The sequence below is a fragment of the Vreelandella sp. V005 genome (assembly GCF_052645115.1).
In genome coordinates this window covers 376,791-390,440 of record NZ_JBQXYA010000001.1, presented here as the reverse complement: position 1 = coordinate 390,440, position 13,650 = coordinate 376,791, and the positions used below count along the sequence as shown (strand labels likewise).

Annotated in this window: 11 protein-coding genes; 7 read left to right on the top strand and 4 right to left on the bottom strand. The window is 56.0% G+C overall.

The features are described from left to right. Window positions 1-137: 137 nt before the first annotated feature. On the top strand, window positions 138-446 hold the full coding sequence (clpS, locus tag ACUN8H_RS01785; protein ID WP_008958433.1) for an ATP-dependent Clp protease adapter ClpS: 309 nt from the start codon (window positions 138-140) through the stop codon (window positions 444-446). Window positions 447-585: 139 nt separating this feature from the next. Continuing rightward, complete coding sequence (clpA, locus tag ACUN8H_RS01780; protein WP_101146103.1) at window positions 586-2,862, top strand: ATP-dependent Clp protease ATP-binding subunit ClpA; 2,277 nt, start codon at window positions 586-588, stop codon at window positions 2,860-2,862. A gap of 162 nt (window positions 2,863-3,024) precedes the next feature. On the opposite strand, the gene infA is transcribed toward clpA, so the two are convergent. From infA to aat, 3 genes are all read right to left on the bottom strand, one after another. Beyond that, window positions 3,025-3,243: a translation initiation factor IF-1 gene (infA, locus tag ACUN8H_RS01775; protein ID WP_007111068.1), complete on the bottom strand. Its 219-nt coding sequence runs from the start codon at window positions 3,241-3,243 to the stop codon at window positions 3,025-3,027. 131 nt (window positions 3,244-3,374) lie between these two features. Beyond that, window positions 3,375-4,109 (bottom strand): arginyltransferase, encoded by a 735-nt coding sequence (locus tag ACUN8H_RS01770; protein ID WP_445530470.1) that lies wholly within the window; start codon window positions 4,107-4,109, stop codon window positions 3,375-3,377. Between the two features lie 37 nt (window positions 4,110-4,146). Then, window positions 4,147-4,893 carry a leucyl/phenylalanyl-tRNA--protein transferase gene (gene aat / locus ACUN8H_RS01765; protein WP_445530469.1) on the bottom strand — a complete coding sequence of 249 codons (747 nt, stop codon included), beginning with the start codon at window positions 4,891-4,893 and terminating at the stop codon, window positions 4,147-4,149. A 211-nt stretch (window positions 4,894-5,104) separates the two neighbouring features. Between aat and ACUN8H_RS01760 the strand changes: the two genes are divergently transcribed. Then, window positions 5,105-8,326: a DNA translocase FtsK 4TM domain-containing protein gene (locus ACUN8H_RS01760; protein WP_445530468.1), complete on the top strand. Its 3,222-nt coding sequence runs from the start codon at window positions 5,105-5,107 to the stop codon at window positions 8,324-8,326. Between the two features lie 170 nt (window positions 8,327-8,496). After that, window positions 8,497-9,162 carry an outer membrane lipoprotein chaperone LolA gene (gene lolA / locus ACUN8H_RS01755; RefSeq protein WP_445530467.1) on the top strand — a complete coding sequence of 222 codons (666 nt, stop codon included), beginning with the start codon at window positions 8,497-8,499 and terminating at the stop codon, window positions 9,160-9,162. A gap of 72 nt (window positions 9,163-9,234) precedes the next feature. Here the strand turns inward: lolA and ACUN8H_RS01750 are convergent, their stop codons facing one another. Further along, the gene (locus ACUN8H_RS01750; protein ID WP_445530466.1) at window positions 9,235-10,569 is read right to left on the bottom strand and encodes a replication-associated recombination protein A; all 1,335 of its coding nucleotides are present in this window, start codon (window positions 10,567-10,569) and stop codon (window positions 9,235-9,237) included. Window positions 10,570-10,807: 238 nt separating this feature from the next. Between ACUN8H_RS01750 and ACUN8H_RS01745 the strand changes: the two genes are divergently transcribed. The 3 genes from ACUN8H_RS01745 to trmA all read left to right on the top strand — a co-directional run bounded on the left by ACUN8H_RS01745 (window position 10,808) and on the right by trmA (window position 13,501). Further along, the gene (locus ACUN8H_RS01745; RefSeq protein ID WP_101146109.1) at window positions 10,808-11,353 is read left to right on the top strand and encodes a hemerythrin domain-containing protein; all 546 of its coding nucleotides are present in this window, start codon (window positions 10,808-10,810) and stop codon (window positions 11,351-11,353) included. A 150-nt stretch (window positions 11,354-11,503) separates the two neighbouring features. Continuing rightward, a complete protein-coding gene (gene murI / locus ACUN8H_RS01740; RefSeq protein WP_445530465.1) occupies window positions 11,504-12,301 on the top strand; it encodes a glutamate racemase in 798 nt (265 codons plus the stop codon). Window positions 12,302-12,379: 78 nt separating this feature from the next. Further along, window positions 12,380-13,501: a tRNA (uridine(54)-C5)-methyltransferase TrmA gene (gene trmA / locus ACUN8H_RS01735; protein WP_445530464.1), complete on the top strand. Its 1,122-nt coding sequence runs from the start codon at window positions 12,380-12,382 to the stop codon at window positions 13,499-13,501. The last annotated feature ends 149 nt before the right edge of the window (window positions 13,502-13,650 follow it).

The window sequence follows — 13,650 nt, the reverse complement described above, 5'->3', positions numbered from 1 at the left end:
TGTGAATTAGCTATAGTAAAACGTAGCGATGCTTCTATCGGTCAGTCTTGAGACAAATAACCGTGCTGCTTATGTCCAACCTAGAGAGCTCATACTTGGTCGATCTTCCCGTGTACGCGGGAATGACGCGCCCAAATATGCCCGATGAAGATGGCGATATAGCGGTGCAGCCAGCAGAGCCAGCGCTGGCGCAACCGCCACTTTATAAGGTGGTGCTTCATAACGACGATTACACGCCGATGGAATTCGTCATTGAAGTACTGCAAGGTTTTTTCAACATGGATAGCGAGACCGCCGTTCAGGTGATGCTCGCGGTTCATACCCAGGGTAAGGCCACTTGCGGCGTGTTTACCCGTGATATAGCGGAAACCAAAAGCTATCAGGTAAACGAGTACGCCCGTGAGTGCGAGCATCCGTTGATAAGCGATATTGAGGCCGCCAATTAATAGCGTTGAGAAATAATTGGCGGAGAGGCTTGCAACCGTGCCATTTGTACCCGATGTTGAGAGAGCCGGTCGATTAAACTGATCCGACGCAAGCCCTAGGTGGCGATACGCCCTAGGTAGTAGCGAAAAGGGGACTGCCATGCTGAGCAAAGAACTTGAAATGACCCTGAACACGGCCTTTACCGTGGCGCGTTCCAAGCGCCACGAGTTCATGACCGTTGAGCACCTGCTGCTAGCGTTGCTGGATAATGCCTCAGCGGTAGACGTACTGAAGGCGTGCGGGGCTAACCTCGATAAGCTGCGGTCCGATCTGCAGGATTTTATCAACTCGACCACCCCGCTGATCCCAGAGGGTCAGGGTGATCGCGAAACACAGCCCACGCTCGGTTTTCAACGCGTTTTACAGCGTGCGGTTTTCCACGTTCAGTCATCTGGTAAAAGTGAAGTTTCCGGCGCGAACGTGCTGGTGGCTATTTTCTCCGAGCAGGAGAGCCAAGCGGTTTACTTCCTTAAGCAGCAAAGCGTGGCCCGCGTTGATGCGGTGAATTATATTGCGCATGGTATTTCAAAAGTAGCTGGCCACGGGCCGTCCCCGTCACCCTCTTCATCAGAAAGTGAAGATGCGGAAGAAGGCAGTAGCGAAGGCGCTGCACACCCGCTTACTGGCTACGCCACCAATCTGAATGAGCAGGCGCGGCTCGGCAAAATCGACCCGTTGATTGGTCGTGATCATGAATTGGAGCGCGTCGTACAAATCCTGGCGCGGCGCCGCAAAAATAACCCGCTCTTGGTCGGTGAGGCGGGCGTGGGTAAAACCGCGATTGCCGAAGGCTTGGCCAAGCGCATTGTGGAAGAAGACGTACCCGACGTGATTGCCGATGCGGTGGTCTACTCACTGGATATGGGTGCACTGCTTGCCGGTACGAAATACCGCGGGGATTTTGAAAAGCGTCTCAAGGGGTTACTGGGTGAGCTTCGTAAGCAGCCTAACGCCGTGCTTTTCATTGATGAAATTCATACCGTCATCGGTGCGGGCGCCGCCTCCGGTGGTGTGATGGATGCATCAAACCTGCTCAAGCCGCTGCTCTCTTCGGGTGAGCTGCGCTGCATTGGTTCCACTACTTTTCAAGAGTTCCGGGGCATCTTTGAGAAAGATCGTGCCTTGGCGCGTCGTTTCCAGAAAGTCGACGTGCTGGCGCCCTCTGTTGATGACACCATCAAGATCCTCAAGGGGCTGCGTTCACGCTTTGAAGAGCACCATGAGCTCAAGTACACCGACGGTGCCTTAGAAAGTGCTGCGCGGTTGGCGGATCGCTACATCAATGATCGCTTCCTGCCTGACAAGGCGATTGATGTCATTGACGAGGCGGGGGCGCATCAGCGGCTACTGCCGCCGGAAGTTCGAGCTAAAACCATCGACGTGGAGCAAGTGGAAGCCGTCGTCGCCTCCATTGCACGGATCCCGCCGAAGAGCGTTTCAAGCTCCGACCGCAAGCTGCTTGAAAAGCTTGATCGTGACCTGAAAATGCTGGTCTTTGGGCAGGATGAAGCGATCGATAGCCTCTCTGCGGCCATCAAACTGTCCCGTGCGGGGCTTAAATCGCCCGACAAACCGGTGGGTAGCTTCCTATTTGCTGGTCCTACTGGGGTGGGTAAAACCGAAGTAGCCAAGCAGCTCGCCCATATCATGGGTATCGAGCTGGTGCGCTTCGATATGTCCGAGTACATGGAGCGTCACACCGTATCGCGTCTTATCGGTGCGCCTCCCGGTTATGTCGGCTATGACCAGGGCGGCTTGTTAACCGAAGCGGTTACCAAACAGCCTCACTGCGTGTTGCTGCTGGATGAGATCGAGAAAGCGCACCCGGAAGTCTTTAACCTGCTGTTGCAGGTGATGGATCACGGCCGCTTGACGGATAACAACGGTCGCGAAGCCGACTTCCGCCATGTGATTGTGATCATGACGTCTAACGCCGGGGCTGAGCAGGCGTCGCGCCGTTCGATTGGTTTCCAGCACCAAGATCATTCGACCGATGCGATGGAAGTCATCCGGCGCACGTTCTCGCCTGAGTTCCGTAACCGTCTGGATGGTATTATTCAGTTCCACGCGCTGCCGGTTTCCGTGGTCCGCAACGTGGTCGACAAGTTCTTGATCGAGCTTCAGGCGCAGCTGGATGAGAAGCGTGTGCAGCTGGATGTGGACGATATGGCGCGGGATTGGCTGGCCGACAAAGGCTATGATCCGGATATGGGCGCACGCCCCATGGCGCGTCTCATCCAAGAGAAGCTTAAGAAGCCATTAGCCGAGATGATTCTGTTTGGCGAGCTGGCAGATCAGGGTGGCATTGTGCATGTCAGCCTGGAGGAGGGCGAATTACACCTTTCCACCGAGACTGAAATGGCTGATGCGCCCTGAAAAGGGCGCTAAGCAGCGCTACAGCCTGACATTCAAGCACTAATCATGCCTAAAACGCAGCGCCCTGTCATTGACGGGGCGTTGTCGTTTTTAATGAACAGCCATTGACACTGAACGGCCTGGCGGGAGGGGGCTAGCCGAACGCGTTAACGCTGTAACGACTTAGCGCGAACGGTAAACGATACGGCCTTTAGAAAGATCGTAAGGTGTTAGCTCTACTTTTACCTTGTCGCCGGTCAGAATGCGGATGTAGTTTTTGCGCATCTTGCCAGAGATGTGAGCGGTTACAACGTGGCCGTTCTCCAGCTCAACACGAAACATGGTATTCGGAAGGGTATCGACGATAACGCCTTCCATTTCAATATGATCTTCGCGTGCCATATAGGCATTTCCTCACTTATGAGTTAGTAGTGTTACAATCAGTCAGCATTTGAGTGCCGTTAGGCAGGCGCTCAAGAAACAGCGCTATATTGTGCCGTAAGCCTGCCGTCAAGGCAAAAAAGCTTACTCGTTTAGCGGATTAACTGCCGCCAGTGGCGCCCATCGAGTATTTCCAGCGGTGCAAAAGCCTGTTTGTAGCGCATCTTACGGCACTCTTCGATCCAATACCCTAAATATAGGTGTGGGAGCGCTTTTTCTCGGCTGAGCTCAATCAGCTGAAGAATAGCAAAAGTGCCTAATGAGCGCTTATCCAGCGCTTCGCTCACGGCAAAAAAGGTGTAAATGGCTGAAAGGCCATGCTCCAGTTGATCAAAGGCGGTGACACCGATCAGCTCGTCATGGAGATATATCTCCATGAGATGGGCGTAGGGCTCATCAAGGGTGAGGAAGGTACGGTACTGCTCCCGGCTGGGTGGAAACATATCGCCGTCAGCGTGACGTTGACGAATATAATCCGCATACAAGTCATAGTGGCTTGAAGCATAGTGAGCGGGCATGACACGAATGTTAAGATCCGCATTTCGCCGCCAAATTTTTCGCTGCGTGCGATTAGGCTCGAACGTTTCAACCGGAATGCGTACCGATCGGCAGGCGTTGCAGCCTTCGCAGTGGGGGCGGTAAAGATGGCGCCCGCTACGTCGAAACCCAAGCAGTGCCAGTGAGTCATAGACCCCAGGCACGGGTGACTCCTGCGGGTCGAGAAATAGCGTTGTCGCTTCTTTGCCTGGCAGATAGCTGCAGGCATGAGGAACGGTAAGGAAGAAGCGTAAATCCCGCACCGGGCGACGCGGAGTGTTACTACTCACGGCTTGCCTCCTGGGTGAAGCATAATGGGTTCATCTCTTATACGTTAGCCTCGGTGGCAATTGCATTCAGCCACGGCGATGGGGGAACAGCCGGTGTCTCATCGGGTGATGAGGGTAACGTAAACGCCTTACTGGGTAACCAGTTATTAAGATAGTTGATGAATGCTTCGCGAGCGACCGTAATAGCGCCCAGGCTGGCCAAGTGAGGCGTGTGCATTTGGCAGTCGATCAGCTTACCGTCATGCTCGCGCATGGCTCTCGCTAGGTGGGCGAGGGCGACTTTAGAAGCATCGGGCGTGTGGGAAAACATGGATTCGCCAAAAAACATTGGCCCCATGGCAATGCCGTACAGGCCGCCCACTAACTGGCCGCCTTGGTGGACTTCAATACTATGGGCAATGCCGAGGGCATGTAGCTGACCGTAGGCGGCACGCATCTCGTTGGTGATCCAGGTGCCGCCTAATTCGTCTCGCGGAGCGGCACAGGCGTGAATAACCTGATCGAAGTGTTGATCCAGGGTGATATGGAAGCCACCATGGCGCAACCGTTTGGTGAGGCTCCGGCGCTGCTTAAATTGCTCGGGTAGGAGTATCATGCGCGGGTCTGGGCTCCACCACAGAATGGGGTCGTCATCGCTAAACCATGGAAATATCCCCTGCCGGTAGGCGTCTACTAGCCAAACGGGTGAAAGCTGCCCACCGGCCGCCAGCAGCCCGTTGGGTGAGTCGAGGGCCGTCGATATGGCGGGAAAAATAGGGTATGGCGAGGAAAGCCAAGGCAGCATTAAGTGCTCCTATTGCTAGGGTCGTGAACGACGAACGTTCGTGTACGGCATAGATTCTTGTACGACATAGGCTCTTGTACGACATGTGTTCTTTACAACGTTCTTCTGCTGAATGCTTAGCAAGAGGCTCTGTGACGGCGGAAGGATGCTCGGTATCATGCAAACTCGCAAGTGGATTAAAGACGCCATTTAGGTGTAAAGGGAGAGTCGCTTGAAAGTGAATAAAGCAGTTAACAAGCGAACGCAGCGTAGCGCGCGTCAAACACCAGCATCGGCTTCTTCTGCGCGTGTTAACGCTGCAAAAGATAAGGCTCGCCGTTTTGGCCTGCGCTTACAAGGCTCTGTGCGCGAAGGTGTCGTGGTGATACTGCTCGCATTGTGTGTATTTTTATTATTAGCACTGTTTAGTTACCACCCCGCCGACCCAGGCTGGTCTTATCAGGGGCCCGAAACGGATGTGCGCAACTGGATGGGGCAGGTGGGGGCATGGTTAGCCGATGTTCTTTATTCATTGCTTGGTGCCAGTGCCTTATGGTGGCCGGGCATGTTTGGTTTTGCCGCTTGGTGGTTGATTCGCTCTCGCCAAGTGCGTTTTGAACTCGATCCGGTGGCGATTGCCGTACACGCAGGTGGATTGGTGTTGCTGATTTTCGGCACCACCATGCTCGGGGCGCTGCATTTTTACCACCCAGATAGCATGCTGCCCTACGCCTCTGGCGGTATCTTGGGCGAGGGCTTGGTCGGCGCATTGAGGCCGCTCGTTGGCAGTGGCGGGGTTGGTTTGATAGCGGCTGCGCTCATTTTAAGCGGCTTTCCGCTGTTCAGCGGTATGTCGTGGCTACAGGTGGCGGATGAACTCGGTAAGCGGATCTGCCGCTTGGGTGGTTGGCTATCAGCTCGACGGCAAGCTCGCCGTATGCGTGCGGCGCAGCGCGCGGCGGCTAAACCCGCACCGACGCCTAAGTCTAAAGCAGAGCCCAACCAGGCAGCCGAGTCAAACGCAACACTGAAAGATGAACAACCTACTGAGGTTAAGCCTACGGCTGAGCCGGTCGGTAAAAGTGCCGCTGGCCGTGAACGGCGTGAGCCAGGTTTCTCCATGCCGCTGGATAGCGGCGACACTGACGCTGCCGCCGCTTCTGCACCTCGCCGTGACACGACAGACACCTCCATTCCTTGGGAAGCGGCCGCGTTTTCCAGCAATAAGCATGTGCCTGCTAAAAGCCCCGCACCTGACGGCGAGCCTTCGATAGAAGCGCCGACCAAATCACCAGCGACGCCAGCCCATCAAGCGGAACAAAAGGCTGAAAGCGCAGTGCCGCCTGCGCCGCGGGAAAATGCGTTCGTACAACCAAGCACGTCGGCGGTAGCGCCTGAGCCTGATGATGCGCCCCAGGAAAAAGCCAGTGCTTTCCCATTGCGTGCGTCGCGCCAGGAAGAGACGACCGAGCCCGCCAGCCAGCACTATTTCGTCAACGATGAAACCGCTGTTAAACAGCATAGTGAGCCATCACTCACCGCTGAGCCATCGCATTCTGCTGAACCATCACACACAGATGAAATAGCAAAAGCAGAAACGAGCACTCATCGTAGTGATGTTACGGAGCAGACCCCCGTGCACGTTTTTGAGCCCGAGCCTGCCCGTAAACCTGAGCGTGTGGCAGAGGTCGTGCCAGAACCCGTTTGGGACGACGAAGAGATGGACGACGAAGCGCTGTACCCGGCAGAGCCGCAAGCCGAAACCGTACCAGGGGCTGCTTATTCATCATCTAGACAGTCATCACCTACGGCGCCTACGCCAACTGCGCGTCGTGAGCCTACCTTCGCCCCCGATGAGAGTGCGCCAGAAGCGGATGAAGGCCCTGCGCTTTGGACCGTGGAGCATTTGCAGAGCCAACGGCCTGCCTTTGAAACCATGGACGAGCCTGAGGGGGATGTGCCAAGCCTGCAGCTACTGACGCCCGCAGAGCCGCACCAGCCGAACTACACCGAAGAGCAGCTGGCTGATATGGCGGAGCTGCTCGAAGTACGGCTTCGCGAGTACGGCGTTAAGGCGGAAGTCGTCGATACCTGGCCTGGGCCGGTGATTACCCGCTTTGAGATCAAACCCGCGGCGGGCGTTAAAGTCTCCAAGATCAGCAACCTTGCCAAAGATTTGGCGCGTTCGCTGATGGTCAAGAGCGTGCGGGTGGTCGAGGTTATTCCGGGGCGCCCAACGGTAGGTATTGAAATACCTAACCCCAATCGCGCCATGATCCGGCTACGCGAAGTCATCGACTCTGACCGTTACCAGCAGGAAACCTCGCCGCTCACTATGGCGCTGGGTCAGGATATCGGCGGCAGCCCCGTGGTGGCCAACCTGGGTAAGATGCCTCACCTATTGGTTGCGGGTACCACAGGTTCGGGTAAGTCAGTGGGCGTCAACGCCATGCTGATCTCGATGCTGCTCAAGGCGAAGCCCAGCGAACTGAAGCTGATCATGGTCGACCCAAAAATGCTGGAGCTGTCAGTCTATGACGGCATTCCTCATTTGCTGGCGCCGGTGGTCACCGACATGAAAGAGGCGGCCAATAGCCTGCGCTGGTGTGTCGCCGAAATGGAGCGCCGCTATAAGCTGATGGCGGCCATGGGGGTACGTAATATTGCAGGCTTCAATGGCCGTTTGGATGAAGCCGAACGCGCCGGTGCGCAAGTGGCAGATCCGCTCTGGGAGCCGCAGCCCTGGGAAGTACACCAACCGCACCCCGTGCTGGAAAAGCTGCCCTATATCGTGGTGGTAATCGACGAATTTGCCGACATGTTCATGATCGTTGGCAAAAAGGTCGAAGAGCTGATTGCCCGCCTGGCCCAAAAGGCACGCGCCGCCGGTATCCATCTGATTCTAGCGACGCAGCGCCCCTCGGTGGACGTGGTGACGGGGCTTATAAAGGCCAATATTCCTTCGCGGATGGCGTTTCAGGTGTCATCACGCATCGATTCGCGCACTATCCTGGATCAGGGTGGTGCGGAAAGCCTGCTCGGGCACGGTGATATGCTCTATCTGCCCGCCGGTTCCGGGCCGCCTAACCGCATCCACGGTGCCTTTGTGGATGACGATGAAGTACACCGGGTGGTCGATGACTGGAAGCGTCGTGGCGCCCCGGAATATATCGAGGAGATCCTTTCTGGGGGCGTCTCCGCGGATGCCTTGACCGGCCTTGAAGCGGAAGGGGGCGATGGCGACGATGCCGAGCAGGACGCGCTTTACGATGAGGCCGTCCAGTTTGTCACTGAAACGCGTAAAGCGTCGATTTCTGCCGTTCAGCGCCGCTTTAAAATTGGCTATAACCGGGCGGCGCGCTTAGTAGAAGCCATGGAAGGCGCCGGTGTGGTGACCTCCATGGGCTCTAATGGCGCACGCGAAGTGCTCGCGCCGCCCCCGGTCGGCCACTAGGTCAAAAAGCCACAATTATGCAATAAGCGTGAAAATAGCGCCGCTGGTGAAACCCTGCGGCGCTTTTCACGTCTTACAACACATGGACGGTTACGCCGACCTCACTGCTTGATTATTGAGCAACCGTTTTGAGCAATCATTCGTTAGCAACGGTTGCCTAGGGAGATCACATGCGCGATACGCAATCAAAACGAACTTCATCGCTGGGTGCTTCACCCCTGGCATTGGCAGCCAGCGCCTTGGGTCTAACCTTTGGTGCTCCTGCTTGGGCGGATGACGCTGCCGAACGTTTGACCGAGCGGCTGGATCCGCTCGAGCGGTATCAGGCGTCTTTTGAGCAGCAGATTCTCGATGGCAGCGGCGAGCGGCTCCAGAGCGCACGCGGCGAGATGTGGTTGTCCCGCCCGGGTATGCTGCGTTGGGAAGTAGAAGCGCCATACTCTCAAACCGTGGTTTCCGATGGCGACGATGTATACATGTATGACCCTGATCTTGAACAAGTCACCGTTCAGGAAATGGATGATCGCGTTACCCATACCCCCGCGCTGCTGCTCTCGGGAAGCGTGGACGATTTAACCGAAAGCTATGAGGTCTTTTACGAGCAGGACGGGGGGGAAGATGTGTTTACCCTGGTACCTATCTCTGCCGATACGCTGTTCGAAGAGTTAAGCATGGTATTCGATGCCGACACGCTAACTGAGCTGTGGATGATGGACAGCACCGGCCAGCGCACCGCGATTACCTTTAGCAATATCACTCTCAATGGCGAGATCGCCTCGGATATGTTTGACTTCGAAATTCCCGAAGGCACCGATGTGATCCGCGAAGAGCTCTAAGAAAGAAGGAGCTTTAAGAAAGCGCTTCAAGCTAGCGCTGTCTGCAAACCAGAGAGTAAACCGTCAGGCGCCTTAGGGCGCTTGATCTACTTCCTGGTCACGATTCTCCCGCCACGCCATGATTTCACCAAAGCGTTTCTCCTGACCAAAAGGGCTCGGTTTAAAGAAAATGGCTTTAGGCAGCTCGTCAGGCCAGCAATCGTGGGCGCTACCTGCCGGGTAGCCATCGGGTTCATTGTGGGCATAGCGGTATCCTTCACCATGGCCCAGTTGCTCCATCAGCTTGGTGGGTGCATTGCGCAGATAGATCGGCACTTCCACTTGAGGTTGCTGGCTTACATACTGCTTGGCCTCACTCCAGGCGCGATCAATGCGGTTGCTTTTAGGCGCCACCGCCAAGTGAATGGCTGCATGGGCTATCGCCCGCTGGCCTTCGTAATCTCCCAGGCGCAGGTAGGCGTCCCAGGCGGCAATGACCAGCGGCAGGGCGCGCGGGTCGGCATTGCCGACATCCTCTGAGGCAATGGCCGTCAGTCTGCGCACCACGTCCAGCGGGTCGCCGCCACCCTGCATGAAGCGCGCCATATACAGCAGCGCGGCATTAGGGCGTGATGAGCGGATGGATTTGTGAATCGCCGAGAGCAGGTCGTAGTAGGCGTCGCCCTGCTTATCGAAGGCACTGGCCTGGTGGCCAATCACATCCGCCAGTACGTCCTTATGGAGCACTTCGCGGCCCGCTTCCTGGGTGGCGAAATCACACGCCGTTTCTAAAAGCCCCAGCGCCCGACGGGCATCACCGGCGCTGGCGTGGGCTAGCGCGCTCAACACTTCATCATCGACGGCAATATCGCTTTTGCCGAGGCCGCGCTCCACGTCGTTAAGCGCTTGGCGCATTACCGTGATGAGCTCTTCTTGGGTCAGTGATTTCAACACATAAACCCGCGCGCGGGAGAGCAGCGCCGAATTGACCTCGAACGAGGGGTTTTCGGTGGTGGCGCCAATTAGCGTCAGCAGGCCCGACTCCACGTGGGGAAGCAGGGCGTCCTGCTGGCTCTTGTTGAGGCGGTGAATCTCATCCAGGAAAAGGATCACCGTCGATGACATTTGTTGGGCTCGCTCCACCACGGCGCGAATCTCTTTTACCCCGGCCATCACCGCGCTAAGGTGCTCTAAATGGGCGTCGGAAGCCCGCGCCAAGAGCTCCGCTAGCGTGGTTTTACCCACGCCCGGCGGCCCCCACAAAATCATCGAACGCACGATGCCTGATTCCGCCATCCGGCGCAGCGGCTTGTCTGGCCCCACTAACGCCTGCTGGCCTACGTAATCGTCCAACTGGCGTGGGCGCATGCGAAAGGCGAGTGGGGCGTCTTCAGAAGGTGCTGCGTGGGCGCTATCAAAAAGATCCATGGAAACTTCCGTTGTTATTCGTCACGTAGAACTACTTATTAGCAACAAGTGTCTGTGGTAAAGCGCGGCTTGTCGAACTACCTTTGGCGTAACCTAACAGAAAGATGCACTTGCTAGGATAGCGCCATAGAGGCATTGTTAATGATAACCCCTGTTAGTTAGTTGCTATGCCCCTATGATTGCATGCCGTTAGCTCTTAGCGTGACGGCAGGCATGACACGATAAAGGAGACGGCTCCATGCTAAACCAACTGCGTCTAGATCATGCCAATATGGCCCGTATGCTTCATGTGCTGCAGCTGAAGCAAAAAACGCTGGCCCAGGGAGAACGGCCCAATTTCAAGCTAATGCGTGAAGTGGTCGATTACATCCTGTCCTACATGGATGGTTTTGCTACCCCGCTGGAAAGGGTGTGCGTTGAGCGACTACAGGCTAAAGCGCCCGACAACGGTGCACTGACCGAGAAGATGGCCAGTGAGTATCGTGAGTTAAAACCCCGCTTGCAGCGTCTATCCAGCGATATCGACATGATCCTGATGGACAACGTCATGCCAATGGATCGTTTTGCCGAAGACCTTAAAGACTATCTAGAGGCGCACAGGGCCTACCTGCGTCACGAACGCGAGGGCCTATTCCCCCTGATCGACGAACACTTTAGCCAGGAAGATATGGACGAGTTGCGTTCAGCGCTTCCTGCTGGCGCCGAACAGGAGCTAGAACGCCTGCAACAAGCCTACCCTGAACTCTATGCAGAACTGCGCGGGGCGGATGTACCTGCGGTATAGCCACCAATACGGCATTAACCTGTGTCGACGAGCAACAAATTAACAGGCGGGGCATGCTAAACTGGCAGCCCCGTTTTTAGTGGGTAAGCGTTCAACCATCGACCAGCTCGGCGCTGAGGAATGAAGCAGGATAGTGATGCTAAGAGAGTCATGAAGGGTCCCGTATTATTTTTTGATTCCGGTGTCGGCGGTCTGTCGGTAGCGCATTCGCTGCGCCAACACTACCCCGATGCAGCCATGTGCTACGCCTGTGATAATGCCTGGCTGCCGTATGGGCTGCGCGAAGATTCCGCCCTAACCGAGCGCATCGTGTCGGTCTGTAAAGCCGCGGTAGCTGCTTGCCAGCCTAGCGTGCTGGTGGTTGCCTGTAACACCGCCAGTACGCTGGCGTTGGAGCAACTACGCCAGCAGTTAATGATTCCCGTGGTAGGCACCGTGCCTGCTATCAAGCCTGCTGCCGCACTGAGCCAAACGCGTCACATCGGCTTATTGGCCACCAAGGCCACCGTGGGGCGGCCCTATACCCAGCGCTTGATTGATAGCTTTGCCAGTGACTGCGTCATTACCCGCGTGGCGGCCGATGCCTTGGTGGTAGAAGCAGAGGCCTATTTGGCTGGCATCACGCCCAACGTAGAGCGTATGCAGGCGGCATTAGCGCCGTTATGGCAAGCCGTCACCGCGCCAACCGTGTCTCCCAAGTTGGACACCGTGGTGCTCGGCTGTACCCATTTTCCGTTGCTTAAACCGTGGTTAAGCGAGCTGGCTCCAGCGCCTTTGCACTGGATTGATTCTGGTGACGCGATCGCACGGCGGGTGGCTCAAGTGGTGGATGCGCTCGCCAGTGAACACCAAGATGGCCGCTGTTGGACCACGGCACCCGCGGTAAACTTAACCGCTGGTTTAGCGCGCTATGGATTTAACGCCCCGCAGCTGTTGTACGTGAGTTAATGCATCCTGTTTCCCGCTACTGTTTTCGAAGCCCTATTTTTGAATTCCTATTTCTGAATTTATTCAAGAGGAGCAGCCTTGGCTATCCCCGTCGTAGAATCTGAACGTTATGCCGAGCAGCTAGCCGCCAAGCGCGACTATCTTGAGACGACCTTTGCGCTTTTCCAGCCACCGGCACTAGAAGTGTTTGAATCACCGCCGGGCTACTATCGCCAGCGCTGTGAATTTCGCATTTGGCATGAAGAGAACGATCTCTTCTATGCCATGTTTGAAGTCGATCCTGAGAATCCAAAAAATAAGCGCGTTATACGGCTGGATCAGTACGCCGTGGCCAGCGAGCGAATCAATCAACTCATGCCACAGCTGCGTGAGGCCTGTCTGGCGTCTGACGAGCTGCGTCGCAAGCTGTTTCAGGTGGAGTTTTTAACCACGCTCTCCGGCGAGGCGCTGGTCACACTGATTTATCATCGGCCCTTAGGCGATGAATGGGAGCGCGAAGCACGAGCGCTGGAAGCTGAACTCGGCATCATGATCATTGGCCGCTCCCGCAAACAGCGCATCGTGCTGACCCGTGATCACGTCTGGGAACGCCTAGAGGTGGATGGTCGCGCGTTGCACTATCAGCAGGTAGAAAACAGCTTCACCCAGCCCAATGCGCATATCTGCCAGAAAATGCTCAGCTGGGCGCGTGAAGTCACCGTTGGCCAGCCAGAGAGCGATACAAAGAAAGATTTGGTCGAGCTTTATTGCGGAAACGGCAATTTTACCATTGCGCTCGCCGAGAATTTCCGTCGCGTGTTGGCCACCGAAATTTCCCGCACCTCGGTAGCCAGTGCCAATGTCAATTTAGAGGCCAATGGTGTCTCCAACGCGCAGATTGGTCGCATGTCGGCAGAAGAGTTTTCGCAGGCGCTGAAGGGCGAAAAAGCCGGACGTCGCGTGGCAGAGATGGGGTTGGAGGAGTACGATTTTTCCACCGTACTGGTCGACCCGCCCCGCGCTGGGCTAGATGAGCAGAGCTGTGAGCAGCTCAGCGAGTACGCTCAGATCGTCTATATTTCATGCAACCCGGCCACATTGGCTGAAAACTTGACCATACTGACCACTACCCATCGCATTGAGCGCTTTGCGCTATTTGACCAGTTCCCGTTTACCGATCACTGTGAGTGCGGGGTATTGTTAACGCGGCGAGATAGTTAATTAGGTTGAATGTGCTAACGCCCTAATGCGTAAACGGTATGCGCCATGAACAACATGTCATGTGATTAGGGACGCGACGATAGGTAGCGTAAGCTAGACGCTATGTTGGCCTAAAGGCCTATTGTCCTTCGTTTTTTGGCCGATCAATG

Coding starts and splice junctions, on each gene's coding strand:
- ACUN8H_RS01745 (WP_101146109.1), top strand. CDS start 10,808: ATGCTAAACCAACTGCGTCTAGATCATGCCAATATGGCCCGTATGCTT.
- clpS (WP_008958433.1), top strand. CDS start 138: ATGCCCGATGAAGATGGCGATATAGCGGTGCAGCCAGCAGAGCCAGCG.
- infA (WP_007111068.1), bottom strand. CDS start 3,243: ATGGCACGCGAAGATCATATTGAAATGGAAGGCGTTATCGTCGATACC.
- aat (WP_445530469.1), bottom strand. CDS start 4,893: ATGCTGCCTTGGCTTTCCTCGCCATACCCTATTTTTCCCGCCATATCG.
- murI (WP_445530465.1), top strand. CDS start 11,504: ATGAAGGGTCCCGTATTATTTTTTGATTCCGGTGTCGGCGGTCTGTCG.
- lolA (WP_445530467.1), top strand. CDS start 8,497: ATGCGCGATACGCAATCAAAACGAACTTCATCGCTGGGTGCTTCACCC.
- clpA (WP_101146103.1), top strand. CDS start 586: ATGCTGAGCAAAGAACTTGAAATGACCCTGAACACGGCCTTTACCGTG.
- ACUN8H_RS01750 (WP_445530466.1), bottom strand. CDS start 10,569: ATGGATCTTTTTGATAGCGCCCACGCAGCACCTTCTGAAGACGCCCCA.